The organism is Nesterenkonia sp. E16_10, assembly GCF_017347085.1.
Classification (GTDB): domain Bacteria; phylum Actinomycetota; class Actinomycetes; order Actinomycetales; family Micrococcaceae; genus Nesterenkonia.
On sequence record NZ_JADPSA010000001.1, the window covers coordinates 155,839 to 180,223 of the forward strand.

The window sequence follows — 24,385 nt, forward strand, 5'->3', positions numbered from 1 at the left end:
AGCCGCACTGTCAACGAGGCTGAAACTCATGCAAGTCTACTAATCGCTAGGTATTTGGTGAAATTTCCCGAATGGTGCTGCGTGAGGAGCGGTGGAGGTCATTCGGGGACCTCGCTTCCTCGAAGCATTGCCGAGCCGCCTGGCTCGATCCCGGTCCGCCGAGCGGACTCAGCGGACCGGGGAGCCGAGTGGTGGATCAGGCGCCGCGGTTCTTCTCGATGATCTCTTCGGCCACGGCCTTCGGGACCTCGGCGTACGAGTTGAAGGACATGGTGAAGACTGCACGGCCCTGAGTGCGCGAGCGCAGTTCACCGATGTAGCCGAACATCTCGGACAGCGGCACGAGTGCCTTGATGACCTTCACGCCTGCTGCGTCATCCATCGACTGGATCTGACCGCGGCGGGAGTTCAGGTCACCGATGACCTCGCCCATGTACTCCTCGGGAGTACGGACTTCGACGGACATCATCGGTTCGAGCAGCACGGGATTGGCCCGGCGTGCGCCTTCCTTGAACACCTGGGAGCCGGCGAGCTTGAACGCCATCTCCGAGGAGTCGACGTCGTGGTAGGCGCCGTCGGTGAGTTCGGCCTTGACTCCGACCATCGGGTAGCCGGCGAGGACGCCGAGACCCATGGCGTCCTGGATGCCTGCGTCCACCGAGGGGATGTACTCGCGGGGGATGCGTCCACCGGTCACCAGGTTGGCGAATTCGTACATCTCGCCGTCCGCGGTGTCGAGAGGCTCGAAGTTCATGAGCACCTTGGCGAACTGGCCCGAACCACCGGTCTGCTTCTTGTGGGTGTAGTCGACCTTCTCCACACGCTTCTTGATGGTCTCGCGGTAGGCGACCTGGGGCTTGCCCACGTTGGCCTCCACGTTGAACTCGCGACGCATGCGGTCCACCAGGATGTCCAGGTGGAGCTCGCCCATTCCGCCGATCTCGGTCTGGCCGGTCTCGTCGTTCTGGGTGACGGTGAAGGTCGGGTCCTCGGCCGCCAGCTTCTGGATGGCCGTGGAGAGCTTCTCCTGGTCGGACTTGGACTTCGGCTCGATGGCCACGGAGATCACAGGCTCCGGGAAGGTCATCGACTCGAGCACGATCTGGTCGTTCGGATCGCACAGCGTGTCACCGGTGGTGGTGTCCTTGAGTCCGATGACCGCGTAGATGTGACCGGCCTGGATCTCCTCGACCGGGTTCTCCTTATTGGCGTGCATCTGGAAGAGCTTGCCGATGCGCTCCTTCTTGCCCTTCGTGGAGTTCACGATCTGCGCGCCGGCGGAGAGCTTGCCGGAGTACACGCGGATGAAGGTGAGCTGCCCGAAGAACGGGTGGGAGGCGATCTTGAACGCCAGCGCGGAGAAGGGCTCCTCCTTGCTCGGGCGACGGGTCAGGATCTGGTCCTCATGGTTGGGCTTGTGCCCCTCCATGGCCTCGACGTCTGCCGGGGTCGGCAGGTAGTCGATGACGGCGTCGAGCATCGGCTGCACGCCGCGGTTCTTGAAGGCAGAGCCGCAGAAGACCGGGTAGGCGGCGGAGGCCACGGTGAGCTTGCGCACGCCTTCCTTGAGCTCGTCGTTGGTGATCTCTTCGCCCTCGAGGTACTTGTTCATCAGCACATCGTCGGCTTCGGCAACCTGCTCGATGAGCGTGTTGCGGTACTCCTCGGCCTGCTCCTTCATGTCCTCGGGGATCTCCTGGGTCTCATACTGAGCACCCATGGTGACATCGCCCTTGGAGTCGCCGGGCCACACCAGGGCCTTCATCTGGAGCAGGTCCACGACGCCGACGAAGTCACTCTCAGAGCCGATCGGCAGCTGCATCACCAGCGGTGTTGCACCCAGCCGGGACTTGATGGTGTCCACGGTGTAGTAGAAGTCTGCGCCGAGCTTGTCCATCTTGTTGACGAAACAGATGCGCGGGACGTTGTACTTATCGGCCTGGCGCCAGACAGTCTCAGACTGCGGCTCCACGCCTTCCTTGCCGTCGAACACGGCGACGGCACCATCGAGGACGCGCAGCGCGCGCTCCACCTCGACGGTGAAGTCCACGTGCCCGGGGGTGTCGATGATGTTGATCTGGTTGTCGCCCCAGAAGCAGGTCACCGCGGCGGAGGTGATCGTGATGCCGCGCTCTTTCTCCTGCTCCATCCAGTCCGTCGTGGACGCACCGTCGTGAGTTTCACCGATCTTGTGGTTCATGCCGGTGTAGAACAGGATGCGTTCGGTTGCGGTGGTCTTACCGGCATCGATGTGAGCCATGATGCCGATGTTGCGGACCTTCTTGAGGTCAGTGAGCACGTCTTGTGCCACGGTGATTCCCCTTTTCTATTACCAGCGGTAGTGGGCGAAGGCCTTGTTGGACTCGGCCATCTTGTGAGTGTCCTCGCGGCGCTTCACAGCGGCACCAAGACCGTTGGAGGCGTCGAGGATCTCGTTCATCAGGCGATCCGTCATGCTCTTCTCGCGGCGATCCTTGGAGTAGCCGACCAGCCAGCGCAGGGCCAGCGCGGTCGAGCGACCGGGCTTGACCTCCACGGGGACCTGGTAGGTCGCGCCGCCGACGCGGCGGGAGCGGACCTCGAGTGCCGGGCGGACGTTGTCCATGGCCTTCTTGAGCGTGGTCACCGGGTCATCGCCGGACTTCTTCGCGACGCCTTCGAGTGCGCCGTAGACGATGCGCTCGGCGGTGGACTTCTTGCCGTCGACCAGGACCTTGTTGATCAGCTGCGTGACCAAGGGTGATCCGTGGACCGGATCCTGGACGAGAGGGCGCTTGGGTGCGGGTCCCTTACGTGGCATTACTTCTTCTCCTTCTTGGCCCCGTAGCGGGAGCGAGCCTGACCGCGACCCTTGACACCCTGGGTGTCGAGGGCGCCGCGGACGATCTTGTAACGGACACCGGGAAGGTCCTTCACACGACCGCCGCGCACGAGCACGATCGAGTGCTCCTGCAGGTTGTGTCCCTCGCCCGGGATGTAGGCGGTGACTTCGACGCCGCCGCCGAGGCGCACACGGGCCACCTTGCGCAGAGCCGAGTTCGGCTTCTTCGGGGTCGTGGTGTACACACGAGTGCACACGCCACGACGCATCGGGCTGCCCTGCAGTGCAGGGGTGTTGTTCTTGGTGCGCTTGGGATGACGCCCCTTGCGCACAAGCTGCTGAATAGTAGGCACTATGCGTTCTCCATACGTGTAGTGAGGGAAGCAGAGGTTTGAGGTCTGCCCGCGGTCGAGAGTTCTACACACGGTCCGCGGGTACTGGTCCCCAGGCGTGCAAAAATGTGGCATGTGTTGCGCAACTTCCCCGCAACCCGGACCGAGTCCCTCTGCCACATCAGAAACAATCACGTTAACACTAACAGCTGCGCCCCCGGAGCGCGAACGGGCCCGAGGACGCTTCAGACGAGGCAGGGCCCGGGAGAGCATCGCTCCCCCGGGCCCTGCCTGCCGCTCCGTCCTCAGCCCTCGATCTTCGGGGCCTCAGCGGAACCTGGTGTCAGCTCCGCTCAGCGGAAGTCGACGTCGGTGTTGTAGTCGTCGAGCGGGATGGCATGGAACTCGCCGTCGCCCTCGGCTCCTGCGTAGTCGAAGCTCGAGCCGTAGAGGCTCGGGCCGGTGAACAGATTGGCCTTGGCCTCCTCGGTGGGCTCCACCGTGGACTGCGTGTACCGATCCAGACCGGTGCCGGCCGGGATCAGCTTGCCGATGATCACGTTCTCCTTCAGGCCCAGCAGCGGATCGGACTTGGACTCCATCGCCGCCTGGGTGAGCACCCGGGTGGTCTCCTGGAAGGAGGCCGCCGAAAGCCAGGAATCCGTGGCCAGCGAGGCCTTGGTGATGCCCATCAGCTCGTCGCGTCCCGAGGCCGGCTGCGCGCCCTCTGCCACAGCCTTGCGGTTGGCGGCAGTGAAGCGGAACCGGTCCGCCAGCTCGCCCGGCAGCAGGTTGGTGCCTCCGGAGTCGATGACGGTGATCCGGCGCAGCATCTGCCGGACGATGACCTCCACGTGCTTGTCGTGGATGCCCACGCCCTGGGACTGGTAGACGTCCTGGACCTCGGAGACCAGGAACTTCTGCGCGGCGCGGGGGCCGAGCACTCGAAGCACCTGCTTGGGGTCCACGGCGCCTGCCACCAGCTGCTGACCGACCTCGACGGCTTCACCGTCGGAGACGAGCAGACGTGCACGGCGCAGGATCGGGTAGGCGTGCTCCTCGGAACCGTCGTCCGGAGTCAGCACCAGGCGCAGCTGCTTCTCCGAATCATCCAGGTGCACCCGTCCGGCGACCTCCGCGATCGGCGCCACACCCTTGGGGGTGCGGGCCTCGAAGAGCTCCTGGATACGGGGCAGACCCTGGGTGATGTCGTCTGCCGAGGCGATGCCGCCGGTGTGGAAGGTACGCATGGTCAGCTGCGTGCCGGGCTCACCGATGGACTGTGCGGCGATGATGCCGACAGCCTCGCCGATGTCCACGGTCTGTCCGGTGGCCAGCGAGCGGCCGTAGCAGCGGGTACACGTACCCACCGCGGACTCACAGGTCAGCACCGAGCGGATCTTGATCTCGGAGACGCCTGCGGCGAAGAGCTTGTCGATCAGCACATCGCCGACGTCGGATCCGCCCTCTGCGAGCAGGTTGCCCTCGGCGTCGTGCACATCCACGGCCAGCGTGCGGGCGTAGGCGGAGTTCTCCACCTCTTCATGCAGCTTCAGCTCGCCGTTGTCGTCGGCCACCGCGATCGTGACGGTCAGCCCGCGGGAGGTCCCGCAGTCTGCCTCACGCACGATGACGTCCTGCGAGACGTCCACCAGACGACGGGTCAGGTAGCCCGAGTTCGCCGTCTTCAGCGCCGTGTCCGCCAGGCCCTTGCGGGCGCCGTGGGTGGCGATGAAGTACTCGAGGACCGAGAGGCCCTCGCGGTAGGAGGACTTGATCGGCCGCGGGATGATCTCACCCTTGGGGTTGGTCACCAGACCACGGATGCCCGCGATCTGCCGGACCTGAAGCCAGTTGCCTCGGGCGCCGGAGGTGACCATCCGGTTGATGTTGTTGTGCTCATCCATGCCGGCCTGCATCGCTGCGGCCACCTCGTCGGTGGCCTTGGTCCAGATCTCGACAAGCTCGGAGTGGCGCTCGTCATCGCCGATCAGACCCATGTCGTACTGGGACTGGACCTTGGCGGCCTGGTCCTCGTAGACGTCCATGATCTTCTTCTTGTCCATGTTCGAGGTCACGTCGGAGATTGCGACGGTGACGCCCGAGCGGGTGGACCAGTAGAAGCCGGCGTCCTTGAGGTTGTCCAGGGTGCGGGCGGTGACGTTGTTCGGGAAGCGCTCGGCCAGATCGTTGATCAGGTTCGAGAGCTGGCCCTTGTCCGCCACCGAGTCCTGCCAGGGGTAGCCCTCCGGCAGCAGCTGGTTGAAGAGCACCTGGCCCATCGTGGTGTTCAGCGTGGCCGGGGTTCCCGGCTCCCAGCCTTCGGGAGCAGGCACCGCGGCTGAGGGCGTGTAGCCCTCCACGGTGATCTTGACCGGCGCGTTGATGTGCAGCTCACGCAGGTCGAAGGCCATCTGCGCCTCACCGATGGAGGAGAAGGCGCGACCTGCGCCGACCTCGTCCTCACGTTTGGTGGTGAGGTGGTGCAGACCGATGATCATGTCCTGCGAGGGCAGCGCCACCGGGCGGCCGTCCGAGGGCTTCAGGATGTTGTTCGAGGAGAGCATCAGGATGCGCGCCTCGGCCTGGGCCTCGGGAGACAGCGGAAGGTGGACGGCCATCTGGTCGCCGTCGAAGTCGGCGTTGAACGCCGAGCAGACCAGCGGGTGCAGCTGAAGGGCCTTGCCCTCCACCAGCTGCGGCTCGAAGGCCTGGATGCCCAGACGGTGCAGGGTGGGTGCGCGGTTCAGCAGCACCGGGTGCTCGGTGATGATCTCTTCGAGAACGTCCCAGACCTGGGGACGCTGACGCTCCACCATGCGCTTGGCCGACTTGATGTTCTGCGCGTGGTTGAGATCCACCAGACGCTTCATCACGAAGGGCTTGAACAGCTCCAGCGCCATCTGCTTGGGCAGACCGCACTGGTGCAGCTGAAGCTGGGGTCCGACCACGATGACCGAACGCCCGGAGTAGTCCACGCGCTTGCCGAGCAGGTTCTGCCGGAAGCGTCCCTGCTTGCCCTTGAGCATGTCAGAGAGCGACTTCAGCGGCCGGTTGCCCGGTCCGGTGACCGGACGACCGCGACGACCGTTGTCGAAGAGCGAGTCCACGGACTCCTGGAGCATGCGCTTCTCGTTGTTCACGATGATCTCGGGGGCACCGAGATCCAGCAGACGCTTCAGGCGGTTGTTGCGGTTGATCACACGACGGTAGAGGTCGTTGAGATCCGAGGTCGCGAAACGACCGCCGTCGAGCTGGACCATCGGACGGATCTCCGGGGGGATCACCGGGACGGCCTCGAGCACCATGCCGCGCGGGGTGGTGCCGTTGGCGAGGAACGCGTTGAGCACCTTCAGCCGCTTCAGGGCCCGGGTCTTGCGCTGACCCTTGCCGGTGGCGATGATCTCGCGCAGCCGCTCTGCCTCAGCCTCCATGTCATAGCTCGCCAGGCGACGCTGGATCGCCTCGGCGCCCATGGCACCTTCGAAGTACTGGCCGTAGCGGGTGCGCATCTCGCGGAAGAGCGCCTCATCGCCCTCGAGGTCGGAGACCTTGAGGTTCTTGAAGCGATCCCAGACCCGCTCGAGCTGCTCGATCTCGGCGTCGGCGCGCTTGCGCACCTGTGACATCTGCTTGTCGGAGGTGTCGCGCGCCTTCTTCTTCTCGGCAGCCTTGGCACCCTCGCCCTCCAGACGCTCGAGGTCACCCTCGAGGTCCTTGGAGATCGCGGCGATGTCGGAGTCACGCTGATCGGCCAGGTGCTTGAGCTCCTGGTCGATCTCGGCCTGCAGGTTGGGCAGGTCGTCGTGGCGACGGTCGGTGTCGACCTCGGTGATCATGTAGGCGGCGAAGTAGATGACCTTCTCGAGGTCCTTCGGCGCCAGGTCCAGCAGGTAGCCCAAGCGCGAGGGAACGCCCTTGAAGTACCAGATGTGAGTCACCGGGGCGGCGAGCTGGATGTGGCCCATCCGCTCACGGCGCACCTTGGCGCGAGTGACCTCGACGCCGCAGCGCTCACAGATGATGCCCTTGAAGCGCACGCGCTTGTACTTGCCGCAGTAGCACTCCCAGTCCCGGGACGGGCCGAAGATCTTCTCGCAGAAGAGTCCGTCCTTCTCGGGCTTCAGGGTGCGGTAGTTGATGGTCTCAGGCTTCTTGACCTCACCATAGGACCAACCACGGATTTCGTCACCGGTGGCAAGCCCGATACGCATTGTGCCGAATGAGGATTCTTGGGACATAGTCCGGTATCTCTCTTTTCTCTAAAGATTCGTGACGGAGTGAAGGTGCATCGGTGAGGCCCTCAGACCTCTTCGACCGAGCTGGGCTCTGCGCGGGAGAGATCGATGCCGAGCTCCTCCGCAGCGCTGAACCCGGTTTCCTCCGAGTCACGCATCTCGACCTTGCTGCCGTCCGCGGAGAGGACCTCCACGTTGAGGCAGAGCGACTGCATCTCCTTGATGAGCACCTTGAACGACTCCGGAACACCAGGCTCCGGAATGTTCTCGCCCTTCACGATGGCCTCGTAGACCTTCACACGACCGTGGATGTCATCCGACTTGATCGTCAGCAGCTCCTGCAGGGTGTAGGCGGAGCCATAGGCCTCCAGGGCCCAGACCTCCATCTCACCGAAGCGCTGACCGCCGAACTGCGCCTTGCCGCCCAGCGGCTGCTGGGTGATCATCGAGTACGGTCCGGTGGAGCGTGCGTGGATCTTGTCGTCGACCAGGTGGTGCAGCTTCAGGATGTACATGTAGCCGACCGCGACGCCCTCGGGGAACGGCTCGCCGGAGCGACCGTCGAAGAGCTGCGCCTTGCCGTTGGCACCCACGAGCTGCTCGCCGTCGCGAGACGGGTTCACAGACTCCAGGATGCCGGTCAGCTCGGCCGGCTCGGCGCCGTCGAACACCGGGGTGGAGACCTTGGTGGGTCCGGTCTCGCGGGGCAGGTTCGGGAGCTTCTTGATCCAGTCAGGCTCGCCCTCGATCTTCCAGCCCTGCTTGGCGGCCCACCCGAGGTGGACCTCCATGACCTGGCCGATGTTCATACGACCGGGCACGCCCAGCGGGTTCAGCACGATGTCCACCGCGGTGCCGTCGGGCAGGAAGGGCATGTCCTCCACAGGAAGGATCCTGGAGATGACGCCCTTGTTGCCGTGGCGGCCGGCGAGCTTGTCGCCGTCGGTGATCTTGCGCTTCTGAGCCACGTAAACGCGGACCAGCTGGTTCACGCCGGGGGGCAGATCGTCGCCCTCCTCCGCGTCGAAGATCCGGACGCCGATGACGGTGCCGGACTCGCCGTGGGGGACCTTCAGCGAGGTGTCACGCACTTCGCGGGACTTTTCGCCAAAGATGGCGCGCAGCAGGCGCTCCTCCGGGGTCAGCTCGGTCTCGCCCTTGGGCGTGACGCGGCCGACCAGGATGTCGCCTGCCGAGACCTCGGCACCGATGTGGATGATGCCGCGCTCGTCGAGCTGGGCAAGCATCTCCTCGGAGACGTTGGGGATGTCACGAGTGACCTCTTCGGCACCGAGCTTGGTGTCGCGAGCGTCGACCTCGTGCTCCTCGATGTGGATCGAGGTGAGCACATCGTCCTGGATCATCCGCTGGGAGAGGATGATCGCATCCTCGAAGTTGTGACCCTCCCAGGACATGAACGCGACCAGCAGGTTCTTGCCCAGAGCCAGCTCGCCAGCCTCGGTGGAGGGTCCGTCGGCGATGATCGACTGGCGCTCCAGTCGATCCCCCTCGGAGACCCGCACCCGCTGGTTGTAGGCGTTGCCCTGGTTCGAGCGCTGGAACTTCATGATCGGGTAGTGGATCTGCGTGCCGTCGTCGTTGAGCACGGTGACGATGTCGGCGGCCACGCGGGTGACCACGCCGGGCTTCTCCGCGGTGACCGAGTCACCGGCGTCGATCGCGGCGAACTTCTCCATGCCGGTGCCGACCAGCGGGGACTCCGACTCCAGCAGCGGCACAGCCTGGCGCTGCATGTTGGCGCCCATCAGTGCGCGGTTGGCGTCGTCGTGCTCCAGGAACGGGATCAGCGCGGTGGCGACCGAGACCATCTGGCGCGGTGAGACGTCCATGTAGTCGATCGCGTCCGGGACGGTCAGCACGGGCTCGCCCTGCTCACCGGTTCCGTCTGCACGGCCGCGGCAGAGCACGGTGGACTCAGCGAAGGTCCCGTCCTCGTTCAGCGGCGCGTTGGCCTGGGCGATCTGGGAGACCAGCTCGTCGTCGGCGGTGAGGTAGTCGATCTTCTCGGTGACCACGCCGCCGATGACCTTGCGGTACGGGGTCTCGATGAAGCCGAAGGCGTTGATCCGCCCGTAGGTGGCCAGCGAGCCGATCAGGCCGATGTTCGGGCCTTCCGGGGTCTCGATGGGGCACATGCGGCCGTAGTGCGACGGGTGGACGTCACGGACCTCCATGCCGGCGCGATCACGGGAGAGACCGCCCGGGCCCAGCGCGGAGAGGCGACGCTTATGCGTCAGTCCGGCCAGCGGGTTGTTCTGATCCATGAACTGCGAGAGCTGGGAGGTGCCGAAGAACTCCTTGATGGAGGCGACGACGGGGCGGATGTTGATCAGCGTCTGCGGCGTGATGGCCTCGACGTCCTGAGTCGTCATCCGCTCGCGGACCACACGCTCCATGCGGGACAGGCCCGTGCGGACCTGGTTCTCGATGAGCTCACCGACCGCACGGATGCGGCGGTTGCCGAAGTGGTCGATGTCGTCGACGCTGATGTGCACGTCGATCTCTTCCGCGTCGCGGACGCCCTTGATGCTCTCCTTGCCGGCATGCAGCGCGGCGAGGTAGTGGATCATCGCGACGATGTCGGCCTCGTTGAGCACCGATGCGTCGGCGTCGGTGAACGCCTTGTCCACGCCGAGCTTGCGGTTGAGCTTATAGCGGCCCACCTTGGCCAGGTCGTAGCGCTTCGGGGTGAAGTAGAGCCCGCGCAGCAGCGACTCGGCGGCCTCCACCGTCGGCGGCTCGCCCGGGCGCAGCTTGCGGTAGATGTCGATCAGCGCGTCGGCCTGGGTCTCGAAGGCGTCCTTCTCCATGGTGGCGCGGATCGAGTCGTACTCGCCGAACTCTTCCAGGATTCGGGACTCGCTCCAGCCCAGGGCCTTCAGCAGCGCGGTGACCGGCTGCTTGCGGCGCCGGTCCAGGCGCACGCCGACCTGATCGCGCTTGTCGATCTCGAGCTCGAACCAGGCACCGCGTGAGGGGATGACCTTGGCGGTGTAGATGTCCTTGTCGCTGGTCTTGTCCGGAGTGCGCTCGAAGTAGGCGCCCGGGGAACGGACCAGCTGGGAGACGACCACGCGTTCGGTGCCGTTGATGATGAACGTGCCGCGATCGGTCATGAGCGGGAAATCGCCCATGAACACGGTCTGCTGCTTGATCTCACCGGTGTTGTGGTTCATGAACTCGGCCTTGACGTACAGCGGAGCGGAATAGGTGGTGTCCCGCTCCTTGCACTCAGCGACCGGCATCTTGGGGTCGGCGAACTCAGGATCCGAGAAGCTCAGGGACATGGTGCCCTGGAAGTCCTCGATCGGTGACATCTCCTCGAAGATGTCGGAGAGTCCGGAGGTTTCGGAAACGCCCTTGATGCCCTTCTGTCGGGCCTCCTCGACGCGAGCAGCCCAGCTGTCGTTGCCGATGAGGCGGTCGAAGGAGTCGATCTGCAGAGCCAGCAGCTCTGGGACATCGAGGGGTTCGTGGATCTTTGCGAATGAGAGTCGGCCTGCGTATTCAGCAGTGCGGGCCGAGGCAGCGGTTTGAGTCGTTGAGGTGCTCGAGGCGACCAAGTTGGATCCTTCCACAGACCTTCGTAGCTTCCGTAGGAATCACGCATAAATTCAACTGCCCACCGCTATTTGAAGGCACTGATGTAGAGAAGATGCGCAAAAGTACAGAATAGACCACGAAGACAGCCCAAGGCAAGAGGAGGCCACTGGGGCATGAGACGCGAGGGCTGTGCCTGACGCCGAATGGGAAGGCCGGCGGAGAGTGTTGAGGGGGCTCCGGGCTTTCTGGGCAGTAACTGTACCAGCCTGTGTGCACCGGACGTGCGATGGGACACACCCCGGCGCGCCGGGCGTCAGACGTCGGACGCGCCGGGTCCAGGCCGCCGGGCGTCAGACGATGCGACGCCTCTCCGCCCAGCGGGTGAGTTCGTGGCGCGAGGAGAGCTGCAGCTTGCGCAGCACCTTGGAGACATGGGTCTCCACGGTCTTGATCGAGATGAACAGCTCGCCGGCGATCTCCCGGTAGGTGTAGCCGCGTGCGATCAGCCGCATCACCTCCACCTCGCGGGCCGAGAGCCGGTCCAGCTCCTCGTCGCGCACGTCCTGGACTCCCCCGGTGCCGAAGGCGTCGAGCACGAATCCTGCCAGGCGTGGCGAGAAGACCGCGTCTCCGGTGGCCACGTCCAGGACGGCCTGGACCAGGTCGGCGGTGCTGATGGTCTTGGTGACGTAGCCGCGGGCCCCGGCGCGGATCACCGAGACCACATCCTCGGCCTGGTCAGACACGCTGATCGCGAGGAAGCGCACCTCGGGGAGGTCGCGGCAGGCCCGTACGACCTCGGCCCCTCCCCCGCCGGTCCCCCCGGGCAGGTGCACGTCGAGCAGCACCACCTCCGGGCGTCCGGCCCGGACCGCGGCGATCGCGGACTCGACGTCGTGGCCTTCGCCGATGACCTCGACCCGGCCCGAGAGCTCCGACTTCAGTCCGGCGCGGAAGATCCCATGGTCATCGACGATGACCACCCGGCGCAGATCGCCGGTCGACTGCTCATCCATAGGTCTCCTCGCGCTGAGGCATCGGCTCGGTGGCGGATTCCGGGGCGGTCGTGGCAGTGACGGGCATGCGGAGCTGGACCTCGGTGCCGGTCTCGCTCGAGCGGATCCTCGCCGACCCGCCGGCCCGGTTCATCCGTCCGATGATCGATTCGCGCACGCCCAGCCGGTCGGACTCGATGCCGCCGGGGTCGAAACCGGCCCCGCGGTCGCGGATGAACACCGCATCCTCGGCAGGAGTGGACTCCAGGTACACCGAGGCGGGACCGGCGTGCTTGAGCGCGTTGACGATGCCCTCTCGGGCCGCGGCCACCAGGACCCGATGATCGCTGCGCTGCGATTCTCCGACGGCGACGACCTCCACGGGCACGCTGTGCAGCTCCTCGAGCTCGGCGGCGACGCCGCTCAGCTGCTCCTTCAGGGTCCCGGTCTCGGCGCTGTCCCGGCTGTAGAGCCAGCCGCGCAGCTGCCGCTCCTGTCGCCGGGCGAGCCGTTCCACGGAGGCCGGGTCGTGGCGCTGCTTCTGGATCATGGCCAGGGTCTGGAGCACCGAGTCGTGCAGGTGGGCCGCGATGTCGGCGCGCTCGGCCTCGGCGGCGGCGCGGGCACGTTCGGTGTTGGAGGTCCGGTAGAGCCGGATCAGCCACGGCGCGGTGACCAGGGCGACGCCGGCCAGCAGCATCGCCGCCACCATCAGTCCCAGCAGGAGGTCCGCCGCGGGCAGGAATCCACCGGCCAGGAGCAGCAGGGCCAGGATCACCAGCAGCGCCCCGATGGAGAACTGCCACAGGATGGCCTGCCGGGACCGAGCCCCGGGGGCGCGCTGGCCTGGCGCCTGGTCCGCGGTGCTGGGGCCGATGGCGTCCACCTGGGACCAGGCAAGCAGCACCCCGACCCCGAGGATCAGTGGAGGTCCGATGAGCCACCAGTTGATCTGTGCGCCCAGCAGCTGAAGCCCGATCAGCCCGGCCCCGCCCAGCAGCGCTCCGCCCAGCAGCACCTGAGGGGAGCTGGTCAGGGAATGCAGCAGCTCGCGTGCTCGGGCGCTGAAGTACTGCGCCGGTTCTGCCTTGGGGTCGATGCCGCTGGCGGCACGCCCCTGCGTCCCGGCGCTCTCCTGACCCTCGGCGTCCTCACCCTCGACGGCGGGGCCGCTGAGCCCCCGCGCCGCCGCATCGGGGCGCGGCTCGTCCTGAAGCGGGACGAAGATCCAGAGCCAGCAGTAGAGCAGCAGGCCGATGCCGCCGGCGATGCTGAGTCCGATCATGACGGTCCGCACCGAGGTCACCGAGACCCCCAGGTGACGGGACAGGCCCAGGCAGACCCCTGCCAAGGGGGTCTGCGCGGCGCGCAGCAGCGGAGGCCGCTGCGGGCGCGCGCTGTTCTGCGCCGGTGGCGTCGGGCTGGCGCTGTCCATATTCTCCATACTGCCACGCACACCGGTGCACTTCGATGGTCTGAGTCCCGTATCGGGGGCCCAAGGGCCAGGATTCAGGGTTTGATCAGGGTGCCCCCCAATAGCGGAGAGAGGCGGGCGCGGCGGAGACTGGAGGCATGGACAATCAGAAGCCTGAGACAGGCCGCCGCTTCTTCGACTGGATGCGCACCACAGGACTCGTCCGCCCCGAAGAAGGCTGGCTCGGCGGAATCTTCGCCGGAATCTCACTGAAGGTGGGATGGGACGCCGCCCTGGTGCGTGGGCTCGGCGTCGTCGCCCTCATCATCTTCTTCTCCCCCGCGGCCCTGCTCTACGGGCTGGCGTGGATGTTCATCCCCGATCGCGAGGGAAGGATCCATGCGCAGCAGGCGGTGCGGGGCGACTACACCTCGGGGTTCATCGGCGGCGCCGTCCTCACGGTCATCGGCGCACTGAACATCTTCACCCCGGTCAGCATCGCAGGACCGCTGGCGGTGCTGTTGAACCTGGTCATCCTGGCGGCCGTGGGCTGGGCCATCTACGTGATGGTCCGCAATCACCGGCGCCGCGCCGGCACGACCGGCGGGCAGGCATCAGCCTCCGGCGCCGCAGGCCGGTCGACCCCGGGGCGCTTCGACGCCTCGGGTCAGGGCACCGCGGGAAAAGCTGAGGCCGGGGACTCGAAGCCGCCGCGTGCGGACGGGAAGCCGGCCTGGTACCCCAAGGAAGAGTCGACCACGCCGAGCCCCGCCGCTCACACCTCCTCCGCTGCTTCCGCCGCAGCCCCGGCAAGCTCCGTCTCCGCCAGGACCCGGGAACCCCGCCCGCAGCCCTCGCTCCGAGAACAGGCCGCCCGGCGTCGTCGCCGTCAGCTGAGCTGGGGTCTGGCGATGCTGGCGCTGCCGGTCATCGTGGGGCTCGCCTGGCTCGGCGGAGGACTCGGCCTCTCCAGCACCACCGTGGCCATCGCGGCCACCGCCGGTCTGGTGCTGATCCTCGGGCTGACCCACTTCACCGCGGCGCTGCGCGGTCGTCCCGGCACTCCAGGACTGCTCGCGCTGAGCACGGCGCTCATGCTGGTGCTCTTTGCCGGACAGAGCGCCTCCGGCTTCGGCGGCGGATCGAACCACGCCTTCGGCGAATACACCACCACGCAGACCCAGGTGCAGAGCGTCTTCGCCAACACCACGGTGGACCTGCGCGAGCTTGAGACGCTGGGCGGACCGGCTGATCCCGTCGTCTGGGACGCCCAGGTCAACCAGGCCTTCTCCAACACCACGGTGATCATCCCGGATGAGACGCAGGTCCTGCTCAGCACCGGACAGGCGCTGAGCAACCTGGAGATCGCCACACAGGACCAGAGCCTGGAGCGTTCGGGCATCTCCGGCGACGACCTGGTCATAGGCCCGGAGGACTCCGAGGATCAGATCCATCTGGAGCTCAACTCCGCCTTCGGCAACACCACGATCTATGACTCCACCACCTACGAGCAGGAAGGTGAGCAGCGATGACCGCAGAGCAGCCCGAGCAGGACCCGCGCACCCACCCCACCCGACCGCTTCCGCCGGAGCCGGCCGACGTCGACGAGCTGCTGGCCGAGTCGCTGCGCGCGCAGAGCGAACGAGACTTCACCTGGAAGGAGCCCGAGCGCGGCCCCCGCTGGTTCGAGCGCGCCGAGCAGGAGGCCGCGCTCAGCGCCGGGACCGTTCCCCCGACCGGCACGGCGGCGGCCCCCGCCGCGAAGGGTCCGCTGGCGGCGACCTCCGGCGGCGCAGACTCGGTCCGCGGACCCCGCATCTCAGGGGCCATCTATGCCGCCATCGCGGTGGCGCTGGCGCTGTGGGTCTTGGCGAGCATCGTGCTGGGGATCTACATCGACTGGCTCATCGTGGCCCTCGGGGTCTTCGCCCTGGCCGGGCTCGCCCTGGTCGCGACGGGGCTGATGCCCAAACCTGGCAGCCGACTCTGATCGGGCATACGGAGTTTCTGGAGCATACAGAGTTTCAGGGACATACAGAGATCCCCCGGAAGGAAGCCTTCCGGGGGATCTCTGTATGCAGTCAAGACTGCCTGGATGCGGCTCTCGCCGCCCCGATCACTTGAGGGTGACGGTGGCGCCTGCGGCCTCCAGGGTCTCCTTCGCCTTCTCGGCGGTTGCCTTGTCGACACCTTCGAGAACTGCCTTGGGAGCGCTGTCGACGACGTCCTTCGCCTCCTTGAGACCGAGGGAAGTCAGACCGCGCACCTCCTTGATGACGCCGATCTTCTTGTCGCCGGCGGCCTCGAGGACCACGTCGAACTCGGTCTGCTCTTCTTCTTCCTCAGCTGCTGCTGCGGGAGCCGCTGCGGCTGCTGCGGGAGCAGCTGCAGTGACGTCGAAAGTCTCCTCGAAGACCTTGACGAACTCGGAGAGCTCGATCAGGGACATGTCCTTGAACTGTTCGATCAGTTCGTCGTTGCTCATCTTCGCCATGGGGGCGCTCCTTCTAAATGTTTAGGGGGTGTTGCTTGCGGATCAATGCTGAGCTCGAGCTCAGGCAGCTTCCTGCTTCTCGCGCAGCGCCTCGACCGTGCGAACGGTCTTGGACAGCGGCGCCTGGAAGACGGCAGCGGCCTTGGACTGGACGCCGATGAAGGCACCAGCCATCTTGCTGAGCAGAACTTCACGGGATTCAAGATCCGCGAGCTGCTTCATTCCTGCCTCGTCGAGGGCGGCGCCATCCATATAGCCGCCCTTGACGATCAGTGCAGGATTGCTCTTGGCGAAGTCACGCAGCGCCTTGGCCACGTCCACGGCGTCGCCGTGGACGAAGGCGATCGCGGAGGGTCCGGACATCTTGCCTTCGAAGGCGTCGATGCCGAGTTCCCGTGCCGCGATCTCTGTGAGCGTGTTCTTCACCACAGCGTAGTGTGCGTTCTCTCGCACGGACCGGCGCAGTGTCTGCAGCTGGCCCACGGAGAGGCCGCGGTACTCCGTGAGCACTGCGGCTGTCGAGTTGTTGAAGAGTTCCTTCAACTCGTCGACGGCGGCAGCCTTCTCAGGATTCGCCATGGCACTCCTTCCGATCATGTAAGCCGGTCACCACCCTCGGGCGGGCATAAAAAATGCCCCGCTGCGCAAGGCACGGGGCATGACTCCTAAAATTCGCCGCTCACGTCTCACCGCGGGCAGCATCTCCAGAAGAGCTGATCGTGTCCTGCGCAGGTCGCCCGATTCGGGTCTTTACGTTGCATCGCCTCACAGACATGATGTCTGCTGACCACGCAGATCAGCCAATGATCTGCGCACGAGAACAACGACCGGCGGTCTTTGGTCAAGACTCAGCCTACACGCGGATCCGCGGCTTCGCAAAGCCGCCGGGGAACAGGCAGGGCCCCCGTCCCATGGGACGAGGGCCCTGCCTGATGCCGCGGGAGCTGAGAGATCAGTCCGTGAGCACCTTGGTCACGTTCGGGTCCACCGGGATGCCGGGGCCGAAGGTGGTGGTCACCGTGGCCTTGGCGATGTAGCGACCCTTCGAGGCCGAGGGCTTCAGCCGCAGGATCTCTTCCAGGGCTGCGGCGTAGTTCTCCGCCAGCGCCTTCGCGTCGAAGCTGGTCTTGCCCACGATGAAGTGCAGGTTCGAGTGCTTGTCCACGCGGAAGGTGATCTTGCCGCCCTTGAGCTCGTTGACGGCCTTGGCGACGTCCGGGGTCACCGTGCCGGTCTTCGGGTTCGGCATCAGGTTACGCGGACCCAGGACCTTGCCCAGGCGACCGACCTTGCCCATCATGTCGGGCGAGGCGACGGCGGCGTCGAAGTCGGTCCAACCATCGGCGACCTTGGCGATGAGCTCATCGCCGCCGACGTAGTCCGCCCCGGCCTCTTCGGCCTTGGCGATGTTGTCGCCCTGGGTGAAGACCACGACGCGCGAGGTCTTGCCGGTGCCGTTGGGCAGGATGACCGTGCCGCGGACCATCTGGTCGGCCTTGCGCGGATCCACCGAGAGCCGCATGGCGACCTCGACGGTCGCGTCAGTCTTCGACGGGTTGATCTCCTTGGCCAGGGCTAGCGCCTCGGCCGGGGAGTACAGGTCATCTTCGTTGACCTTTTTTGCCGCTGCTTCATAAGCTTTGCTGCGCTTTGCCATCTGCGTGTTCTCCTTAGCAGTCGTGGTACGCGGGTCGCGCTCGACCCTTCCCACCGTCCGACTCATAGGCCGGACTGTTTGTCAGTTGATGGTGGGCGTGAGCCCGGTTCAGCCTTCGACCGTGATGCCCATGGAGCGGGCAGTTCCGGCGACGATCTTGGAGGCCGAGGCGAGGTCGTTCGCGTTGAGGTCCTCCATCTTGGTCTGAGCGATCTCTTCGACCTGTGACTGGCTGAGCTTGCCGACCTTCTCGGTGTGCGGCACGCCCGAGCCCTTGGCCACGCCTGCTGCCTTCTTGATCAGCTCGGCGGCCGGCGGGGTCTTGGTGACGAAGGTGAAGGAGCGGTCCTCGTAGACCGTGATCTCCACAGGGATCACATTCCCGCGCTGAGCCTCAGTCGCGGCGTTGTAAGCCTTGCAGAACTCCATGATGTTGACACCGTGCTGACCGAGTGCGGGACCGATCGGCGGGGCCGGGTTAGCGGCACCTGCCTTGATCTGCAGCTTGATCAGGCCGGAGACTCTCTTCTTCGGGGCCATGTTTAAGCGTCCTTTGCTTGCGTGGTGGCCTCAAGCCCTCGCGCCGCTGGAAGCCGCGCGTGAGCTTGAACCCTCACCTGGTGTCCCTGTGCCACAGGAGCGTGACGCAGGGGGGTGGTCATCATGGCGTGATGACCGGTTCGACGCCGCCGGCCAAAGCCACCTGCGGCATCGAAAGTCTTGAGTTTTCGCATGGACCGGACCGACGACGTCGTCGGTTCGGTCCATGCTGGTGAACCTCAGTAGATCTTTTCGACCTGGTTGAAGTTCAGCGTCACCGGGGTCTCGCGCTCGAAGATCGAGACCAGGACCACGAGCTGGCGCGAGTCTGCGTGGATCTCCGAGATCGAGGCCGGCAGCGTGGCGAAGGGGCCATCGGTGACGGTGACCGATTCACCGATCTCGAAGTCCACCTTGACGTCGGAGGCGGCCGGAGCCGCGGAGCCGTCTTCGCCGTGCTTGGGTGCATCGGGCTTGCCCAGGAGGTGGTCCGAGAGCATGTCGAAGACCTCTTCGGAGCTCAGCGGGTGCGGATCGTGGGCGTTGCCGACGAACCCGGTGACCCCCGGGGTGTGGCGCACGACGCCCCAGGAGGCGTCGGTGAGCTCCATGCGCACGATCACGTAGCCCGGGATGCGGACCCGGCTCACGACCTTGCGCTGAGTGCCCTTGATCTCCACGACCTCTTCCATGGGGACCTCGATCTCGAAGATGTGGTCCTCCATGTCCTGGGTCTGGATCCGGGTCTCCAGGTTGGACTTCACACGCTTCTCGTAGCCCGCGTAGGTGTGCACCACGTACCAGTCACCGAGCTGGCGGCGCAGCGTGGATTTCAGTGCGGCGGCGCGCTCCTCGTAGGACTTCTCCTCCTCGGGAACCTCGGCCTCGGCGGGAGCCTCGGAGTCGGCGGGGGCCTCGGGGCCGGCTTCGTCCTGCGCCTCGGTCTCCTCGGCGGCCACATCGGCGTCGGCGGAATCCTCGTCGGTCCCGGCTTCGGTCTGCTCAGCCGTCTCGACAGCGGCTGAGGTCTCCTCGGCCGCATCGGTGCCCGCTGCTGAATCGGCAGCGGCGTCCTGGGCGGCGTCGACCTCTTCGGTCTGCTGCGAAAGATCCTGTTCAGACACTGTTCTCCTGCTTTCCGTGGTGCTCACCGACGCACGGCGAGCTCTCGTTCACGTGGTGGATGCCTGGCTGCGGCATCTCGTCATGGTCATCTGGGCGGCCCGGCTCAGTCCTCGGCGCCGCCGCCGACTCCGGCGGGCGGCTCCACCGGCTGCTCGACGCCTCCGGTGGACCCGAAGAGCGCCTCGGCGCCCCGGCTGAAGACCGCGTCGAAACCGGTGACGATTCCGATCACGATGACCACGAAGACCAGCACCACCAGGGTGTAGTTGGTCAGCTCCCGGCGGGTCGGTACGACCACCTTGCGGAGCTCGTCGATGACCTGGCGAAGGAACAGCCACAGCTTCCCGAACGGGCCCTTCGGATCGCCGCCGGCAGGCGTGGAGCCCTGATCATGCGTCGAAGGCGACTGGGACACGAAGACTCCATCTGTTCACGGTTAAGGCGGGTGCCTAGCAGGGCAGACAGGACTCGAACCTGCAACCTACGGTTTTGGAGACCGTTGCGCTACCAATTGCGCCACTGCCCTAGGGGAATCTGACCCTCCGCCACATTACCGCATCGAGGACCGGAGCACCGGTTTCGGGGCACGATGGATCGGAGGTGCCGGAGACACCGAACGATCACTCTACGCCCTCGGCCCGGTGCAGGACAAACCGGTAGGCTTGGATCAGTCCATGAATCCCGAAAGGATCCCACAGACATGACTGCTCCGAGCTCCCGCATCTCCGACCGTATCGGCTCCATCGCCGAGTCCGCCACCCTTGCCGTGGACGCGAAGGCCAAGGCGCTGAAGGCCGCAGGTGAGGACGTCATCGGTTTCGGTGCAGGCGAGCCGGACTTCCCCACCCCGGGCTACATCGTCGAGGCGGCGCGTGAAGCGGCGCTGAACCCTCGATTCCACCGCTACTCCCCTGCCGCCGGGCTGCCGGAGCTGCGCTCAGCGGTGGCTCAGAAGACCACCCGGGACTCCGGCTACCGGATCCGGGGCGAGGCGCTGGAACCGGCGAACGTGCTGATCACCAACGGCGGCAAGCAAGCCGTGTACAACACCTTCGCCACGCTGCTGGATCCCGGGGACGAGGTGATCCTGCCGGCTCCGTTCTGGACCACCTACCCGGAGGCGATCAAGCTGGCCGGCGGCGTGCCGGTGGATGTCTTCGCCGGACCCGAGCAGGGGTACAAGGTCACCCTGGCCCAGCTGGAGCAGACGCTGAGCCCGGCGACGAAGGTGCTGGTCTTCGTCTCACCCTCCAACCCCACCGGCGCGGTCTACTCCGCCGAGGAGGTCCGGGAGATCGGCCGCTGGGCCGCAGAGAATGGCCTGTGGGTGGTCACCGACGAGATCTATGAGCACCTCACCTACGACGACGCCGAGTTCACCTCGATCGCCGCCGTCGAAGAGCTGGCCGATCAGGTGGTGATCCTCAACGGTGTCGCCAAGACCTATGCGATGACCGGGTGGCGCGTGGGCTGGATGGTGGGCCCGACCGACGTCATCAAGGCGGCGGCGAACCTGCAGTCCCATGCCACCAGCAACGTCGCCAACGTCTCACAGATGGCCGCCCTGGCCGCCGTCGAGGGGCCGCTGGACGCGGTCGAGGAGATGAAGACCGCCTTCGACCGGCGCCGCCGCGCCATCGTGAGCGGGCTCAACGAGATCACCGGGTTCTCCTGCCCCACCCCCGAGGGTGCCTTCTACGCCTACGTCGATGTGCGCGAGGCGCTCGGCCGCGAGATCGCCGGTCGCACCCCGCAGACCTCGGCAGAGCTGGCCGAGCTGATCCTCGAAGAGGCCAAGGTCGCCGTCGTCCCGGGTGAGGCCTTCGGACCCAGCGGATTCCTGCGACTCTCCTACGCGCTGGGCGACGAGGACCTGGCCAAGGGTCTGCGCCGGCTCCAGGACCTGCTCGGCTGATCCCCTCGCCGCAGAAAACCGGCTGGCCAGGGCCTCTGCGGATCCCACTGCACCCCATAGACTGAGGCGAAGCAACCTGCCGAGGAAGTCAGGCCTGAGATTTTTCCTGAAATCCATGAAGGGACGAGCTGAATCACCATGCGCATCGGACTGCTCACCTCCGGCGGCGACTGCCCCGGCCTCAATGCCGTCATCCGCTCCGCCGTGCTGCACGGCATCAAGAGCTATGGCGATGAGTTCGTCGGCCTCAAGGGAGGCTGGCGAGGGCTCATCGAGGGCGACTACATCGACCTTCCCCGACAGTCCGTGCGCGGACTCTCCCGCGAGGGCGGCACCATCCTCGGCACCTCCCGCACCCACCCGTACAACCACCCGGGCGGCGGGCCGGAGAACATCGCCAAGCAGCTCAAGCGCCATGACATCGACGCCGTCATCGCCATCGGCGGCGAGGGCACCCTCGCCGGCGCCAAGCGGCTCGCCGACGACGGGATCCCCGTGGTGGGCGTGCCCAAGACGATCGACAACGATCTCAAGGCCACCGACTACACCTTCGGCTTCGACACCGCGATCTCCATCGCCACCGACGCGATGGACCGGCTGCGCACCACCGGCGAATCCCACCACCGCTGCATGGTCGCCGAAGTCATGGGTCGCCACGTCGGCTGGATCGCGCTGCACTCCGGCATGGCCGCCGGGGCCCACGCCATCCTGATCCCGGAGCACAAGGTCTCCATGGACCAGGTCTGCGAATGGGTGGAGCAAGTCCACTCGCGCGGACGCTCACCGCTGGTCGTCGTCGCCGAGGGCTTCATCCCCGAGGACGCCGAGTCCGCGCTGGCGGGCAAGGGCGAGGAATCCGACGGGCGCCCCCGACTGGGCGGCATCGGGGAATGGGTGACCCACCAGATCGAGACCAAGACCGGCATCGAGTCCCGGAACACGACCCTGGGCCACATCCAGCGCGGCGGCAACCCCACCGGCTATGACCGGGTGCTCGCCACCCGATTCGGCATCCGCGGCCTGGACCTCGTGCACGAGCAGGCCTGGGGCCACATGGCCGCGCTGCGCGGCACCGAGATCGTCAAGGTCGATCTCGCCGAGGCGCTGGACGGACTCAAGACCGTGCCCCAGGAGCGCTATGAAGAGGCCCAGATCCTCTTCGGCCGCTGAACCGGTGCCGCGGACCACGCACCCGAGAGCTCTCCCGGCCCGGCCCCCAGCACGGGGGTGCACCGGATGAGCCTGACGGAGCATACCCGCAACATCATCGCGCTGTCCTGGTCTCGGATGCTCGGACTCGAGGACGAAGCCCTGCTCGGCGCGGGATCCCATCATGAGGTCCCCGCCTCCGAGGGCTCGCCGGCGACGTTCCTGCGACTCTTCGATCACACGGTGCTCAGCGCGCCCACCGAGGTGCTGCGCCAGGCTCGCGGTCTCGCGCCGGTCGAGCTCGCCGAGGAGCGTCGCCTCCTGGAGATCTGCCACCGGCATGCCGTGGGCGCGCGCAGCCTGGGTGCCGCGAGGCTGCTCTACGCGGAGGAGCCGCCTGCCCTCGACGCTGCGCAGCGCGGGGCGGTCTCCTTCGACCCGAGGCATGTGAGCGCGGCGCTCGCGGCGTCACCTGCGGATGACGTGCAGGCCTGCGGCATCGCGGAGGCCCCCTGGAGGGCCGCGCTGGTGGACGAGGACACCGGGACGGTGCTCGGCGCCGCCGGGCGGGAGCTCTGGGCCGGGATGCTGGGGCACCTCGGGGTGCTCACCGTGCCGCAGCAGCGCCGCGGCGGGGTCGGTCTGCATCTGGCCGCTGTCGCCGCGGAGGAGGCCTTCACCGAGGGGCTGATTCCGCAGTGGCGCGCCCGCACCGAGTCCCCCGGGCCCCTGCGCATCGCCGCCGCGCTGGGGTTCAGCCCCGCCGGGGCGCAGATCACCGTGGCCCTCGACTGAGCCCTGGCCTCCGGGTGCCGAGCACCTGGTTGCGAAGCACCAGGTTGCCAGCACCTGGCGCCGAATACCTGGCGTCCGGGGCCAGGAGTCAGCTGCCAGTGGCCAGCAGCCAGGACGTGCCGGCTCGGCCGCCGTGGATCAGCGGCGCTGGCCGCGCAGGAAGTCTCCCTGCGGGCGTCCTACCGCCTGGCCGGCGTCGGGCCGGACGATGACCTCCTGCGCCGCGGCATAGTAGGTCGCCGAGTCGGCGTCGCCGTCGCGCACCACCAGCTGCAGCTCAGGGTCCACCTTGCGCTTGACCAGGGCCAGCGCGATCGGACCCATCTCGTGGTGACGGGCCACCGAGGTCAGCTTCCCGACCGGACGCTCCTGGGCCAGCTGCTCCGGGGTCGCCGAGGCGTCGGCGGCCAGGACGTCGGCGCCGAGGGCCGGAAGCGTGTGTTCGCTGCCGTCCAGGTGCAGGAAGACCAGGCGGCGCGGCGGGTGGCCGAGATTGTGCACCCGCGCCACGGTCTCCTGGCCCTTATAGCAGCCCTTGGACAGGTGCACGGCGGTGCGGATCAGGTCCAGCTCGTGCGGAATGGTCTTCTCATCCACCTCGCGGGCCAGCCGGGGCCGCCAGGCGGCGACTCGAAGCGCCTCGGCAGCCATGGTGCCGGCCAGGTTCCAGCCGGCCTGCTCCAGTCCGGCGACCGTGGCTTCCAGCGCGGTCCGCGGGACCACGCTCAGCCGCCAGGACCAGTCCGCGCCGGGGTGGTCTGCCTCGGCGACCTGGGCGTAGCTGGCTGCGCCGGGACCGAGCTGCGGCCACGGGTCCTCCCAGCCGACGAGGACCTCGGCGACGGCCGGAGCAGGCAGAGCGGCGGTGGATCCGAGCACGGCGTACTCGGCGGTGCGATCGGTGATCTCCACGCGGAGCATGAACTTCATCGAGTCCAGCCACTGGGCCAGCACTGCGCCGTGGGAGCTCTCGGTGATCAGCCAGGCGGTCTCGCCGTCGTCGACCACCGCGGCGTCGTGCTCGATGCGTCCGGAGATGTCCAGCAGCAGCAGCTCGGTGGACTCCCCCGGCTTCAGCCCGGCCACCTCCTGGGAGGACAGGGTGCTCAGCCAGCTCAGCCGGTCGGGCCCGGAGACCGTGACCACGCTGCGGTGGGAGAGATCGACCACGGCGGTGCCGCGGGCCAGGGCTCGCTGCTCCCGGGTGGGGTCCCCGTAGTGGGCGGCGACGGCGGCATCATCTCCGCCGTCGGCCACGGCACCGTTGCGGGCGAGCAGGGGCGACTTCGAGTTCTCATCCACGGGCGGACTCCTTCATCGGTGCGGCGCGTGCGCAGGGCACACGG

Annotated in this window: 19 protein-coding genes and 1 tRNA gene; 5 read left to right on the top strand and 15 right to left on the bottom strand. The window is 66.7% G+C overall.

Annotated elements, in window-relative coordinates; genetic code table 11:
• Nucleotides 1-196: 196 nt before the first annotated feature.
• From fusA to I2487_RS00785, 7 genes are all read right to left on the bottom strand, one after another.
• Entirely contained in the window at nucleotides 197-2,311 is a 2,115-nt protein-coding gene (fusA, locus tag I2487_RS00755; protein WP_207169882.1) for an elongation factor G, read from the bottom strand.
• 18 nt (nucleotides 2,312-2,329) lie between these two features.
• Nucleotides 2,330-2,800, bottom strand: a complete 471-nt coding sequence (gene rpsG, locus I2487_RS00760) for a 30S ribosomal protein S7 (RefSeq protein ID WP_036473239.1) — start codon at nucleotides 2,798-2,800, stop codon at nucleotides 2,330-2,332.
• Nucleotides 2,800-3,174: a 30S ribosomal protein S12 gene (gene rpsL / locus I2487_RS00765; protein WP_036473238.1), complete on the bottom strand. Its 375-nt coding sequence runs from the start codon at nucleotides 3,172-3,174 to the stop codon at nucleotides 2,800-2,802. Before rpsL ends, rpsG begins: the two co-directional genes overlap by 1 nt.
• Before the next feature lie 332 nt (nucleotides 3,175-3,506).
• Nucleotides 3,507-7,394, bottom strand: coding sequence for a DNA-directed RNA polymerase subunit beta' (locus I2487_RS00770; protein WP_207169887.1), 3,888 nt, complete (start codon nucleotides 7,392-7,394; stop codon nucleotides 3,507-3,509).
• A 62-nt stretch (nucleotides 7,395-7,456) separates the two neighbouring features.
• On the bottom strand, nucleotides 7,457-10,975 hold the full coding sequence (rpoB, locus tag I2487_RS00775) for a DNA-directed RNA polymerase subunit beta (protein WP_207169888.1): 3,519 nt from the start codon (nucleotides 10,973-10,975) through the stop codon (nucleotides 7,457-7,459).
• 330 nt (nucleotides 10,976-11,305) lie between these two features.
• Complete coding sequence (locus I2487_RS00780; protein WP_207169889.1) at nucleotides 11,306-11,971, bottom strand: LuxR C-terminal-related transcriptional regulator; 666 nt, start codon at nucleotides 11,969-11,971, stop codon at nucleotides 11,306-11,308.
• Nucleotides 11,964-13,385, bottom strand: a complete 1,422-nt coding sequence (locus tag I2487_RS00785) for an ATP-binding protein (protein WP_207169890.1) — start codon at nucleotides 13,383-13,385, stop codon at nucleotides 11,964-11,966. The genes I2487_RS00780 and I2487_RS00785 overlap by 8 nt, the downstream gene beginning before the upstream one ends.
• Nucleotides 13,386-13,522: 137 nt before the next feature.
• Here I2487_RS00785 and I2487_RS00790 point away from each other — a divergent pair, with 137 nt between their 5' ends.
• Together I2487_RS00790 and I2487_RS00795 are read left to right on the top strand one after the other, a co-directional pair.
• The gene (locus I2487_RS00790) at nucleotides 13,523-14,896 is read left to right on the top strand and encodes a PspC domain-containing protein (RefSeq protein WP_207169891.1); all 1,374 of its coding nucleotides are present in this window, start codon (nucleotides 13,523-13,525) and stop codon (nucleotides 14,894-14,896) included.
• A complete protein-coding gene (locus tag I2487_RS00795) occupies nucleotides 14,893-15,354 on the top strand; it encodes a hypothetical protein (protein WP_207169892.1) in 462 nt (153 codons plus the stop codon). The genes I2487_RS00790 and I2487_RS00795 overlap by 4 nt, the downstream gene beginning before the upstream one ends.
• A 126-nt stretch (nucleotides 15,355-15,480) precedes the next feature.
• On the opposite strand, the gene rplL is transcribed toward I2487_RS00795, so the two are convergent.
• The 7 genes from rplL to I2487_RS00830 all read right to left on the bottom strand — a co-directional run bounded on the left by rplL (nucleotide 15,481) and on the right by I2487_RS00830 (nucleotide 19,706).
• Nucleotides 15,481-15,858, bottom strand: coding sequence for a 50S ribosomal protein L7/L12 (gene rplL, locus I2487_RS00800; protein ID WP_207169893.1), 378 nt, complete (start codon nucleotides 15,856-15,858; stop codon nucleotides 15,481-15,483).
• 60 nt (nucleotides 15,859-15,918) lie between these two features.
• The gene (gene rplJ / locus I2487_RS00805; protein WP_207169894.1) at nucleotides 15,919-16,437 is read right to left on the bottom strand and encodes a 50S ribosomal protein L10; all 519 of its coding nucleotides are present in this window, start codon (nucleotides 16,435-16,437) and stop codon (nucleotides 15,919-15,921) included.
• A 373-nt stretch (nucleotides 16,438-16,810) separates the two neighbouring features.
• Entirely contained in the window at nucleotides 16,811-17,515 is a 705-nt protein-coding gene (rplA, locus tag I2487_RS00810) for a 50S ribosomal protein L1 (RefSeq protein WP_207169895.1), read from the bottom strand.
• Nucleotides 17,516-17,623: 108 nt separating this feature from the next.
• Complete coding sequence (gene rplK, locus I2487_RS00815) at nucleotides 17,624-18,055, bottom strand: 50S ribosomal protein L11 (protein ID WP_036473227.1); 432 nt, start codon at nucleotides 18,053-18,055, stop codon at nucleotides 17,624-17,626.
• 239 nt (nucleotides 18,056-18,294) lie between these two features.
• Nucleotides 18,295-19,179, bottom strand: coding sequence for a transcription termination/antitermination protein NusG (nusG, locus tag I2487_RS00820; RefSeq protein WP_207169896.1), 885 nt, complete (start codon nucleotides 19,177-19,179; stop codon nucleotides 18,295-18,297).
• Between the two features lie 104 nt (nucleotides 19,180-19,283).
• The gene (secE, locus tag I2487_RS00825) at nucleotides 19,284-19,595 is read right to left on the bottom strand and encodes a preprotein translocase subunit SecE (protein ID WP_207169897.1); all 312 of its coding nucleotides are present in this window, start codon (nucleotides 19,593-19,595) and stop codon (nucleotides 19,284-19,286) included.
• 38 nt (nucleotides 19,596-19,633) lie between these two features.
• Nucleotides 19,634-19,706, bottom strand: a tRNA-Trp gene (locus I2487_RS00830).
• Nucleotides 19,707-19,880: 174 nt separating this feature from the next.
• Between I2487_RS00830 and I2487_RS00835 the strand changes: the two genes are divergently transcribed.
• The 3 genes from I2487_RS00835 (at nucleotide 19,881) to I2487_RS00845 (ending at nucleotide 23,039) form a co-directional block, all read left to right on the top strand.
• Nucleotides 19,881-21,095 carry a pyridoxal phosphate-dependent aminotransferase gene (locus I2487_RS00835; RefSeq protein WP_207169898.1) on the top strand — a complete coding sequence of 405 codons (1,215 nt, stop codon included), beginning with the start codon at nucleotides 19,881-19,883 and terminating at the stop codon, nucleotides 21,093-21,095.
• A 138-nt stretch (nucleotides 21,096-21,233) separates the two neighbouring features.
• Nucleotides 21,234-22,265 carry a 6-phosphofructokinase gene (locus I2487_RS00840; protein ID WP_207169899.1) on the top strand — a complete coding sequence of 344 codons (1,032 nt, stop codon included), beginning with the start codon at nucleotides 21,234-21,236 and terminating at the stop codon, nucleotides 22,263-22,265.
• A gap of 66 nt (nucleotides 22,266-22,331) precedes the next feature.
• Nucleotides 22,332-23,039 carry a hypothetical protein gene (locus I2487_RS00845; protein ID WP_207169900.1) on the top strand — a complete coding sequence of 236 codons (708 nt, stop codon included), beginning with the start codon at nucleotides 22,332-22,334 and terminating at the stop codon, nucleotides 23,037-23,039.
• A gap of 138 nt (nucleotides 23,040-23,177) precedes the next feature.
• On the opposite strand, the gene ygfZ is transcribed toward I2487_RS00845, so the two are convergent.
• On the bottom strand, nucleotides 23,178-24,341 hold the full coding sequence (ygfZ, locus tag I2487_RS00850) for a CAF17-like 4Fe-4S cluster assembly/insertion protein YgfZ (protein ID WP_207169901.1): 1,164 nt from the start codon (nucleotides 24,339-24,341) through the stop codon (nucleotides 23,178-23,180).
• Nucleotides 24,342-24,385 lie beyond the last annotated feature (44 nt).

Excerpts from the sequence above, each read along its gene's own strand:
- I2487_RS00780 (WP_207169889.1), bottom strand. The coding sequence starts at position 11,971 with ATGGATGAGCAGTCGACCGGCGATCTGCGCCGGGTGGTCATCGTCGAT.
- rplJ (WP_207169894.1), bottom strand. The coding sequence starts at position 16,437 with ATGGCGAATCCTGAGAAGGCTGCCGCCGTCGACGAGTTGAAGGAACTC.
- I2487_RS00795 (WP_207169892.1), top strand. The coding sequence starts at position 14,893 with ATGACCGCAGAGCAGCCCGAGCAGGACCCGCGCACCCACCCCACCCGA.
- I2487_RS00785 (WP_207169890.1), bottom strand. The coding sequence starts at position 13,385 with ATGGACAGCGCCAGCCCGACGCCACCGGCGCAGAACAGCGCGCGCCCG.
- rpsG (WP_036473239.1), bottom strand. The coding sequence starts at position 2,800 with ATGCCACGTAAGGGACCCGCACCCAAGCGCCCTCTCGTCCAGGATCCG.
- rplA (WP_207169895.1), bottom strand. The coding sequence starts at position 17,515 with ATGGCAAAGCGCAGCAAAGCTTATGAAGCAGCGGCAAAAAAGGTCAAC.
- rplK (WP_036473227.1), bottom strand. The coding sequence starts at position 18,055 with ATGGCCCCGAAGAAGAGAGTCTCCGGCCTGATCAAGCTGCAGATCAAG.
- I2487_RS00845 (WP_207169900.1), top strand. The coding sequence starts at position 22,332 with ATGAGCCTGACGGAGCATACCCGCAACATCATCGCGCTGTCCTGGTCT.
- rplL (WP_207169893.1), bottom strand. The coding sequence starts at position 15,858 with ATGGCGAAGATGAGCAACGACGAACTGATCGAACAGTTCAAGGACATG.
- I2487_RS00840 (WP_207169899.1), top strand. The coding sequence starts at position 21,234 with ATGCGCATCGGACTGCTCACCTCCGGCGGCGACTGCCCCGGCCTCAAT.
- I2487_RS00790 (WP_207169891.1), top strand. The coding sequence starts at position 13,523 with ATGGACAATCAGAAGCCTGAGACAGGCCGCCGCTTCTTCGACTGGATG.
- I2487_RS00770 (WP_207169887.1), bottom strand. The coding sequence starts at position 7,394 with ATGTCCCAAGAATCCTCATTCGGCACAATGCGTATCGGGCTTGCCACC.
- I2487_RS00835 (WP_207169898.1), top strand. The coding sequence starts at position 19,881 with ATGACTGCTCCGAGCTCCCGCATCTCCGACCGTATCGGCTCCATCGCC.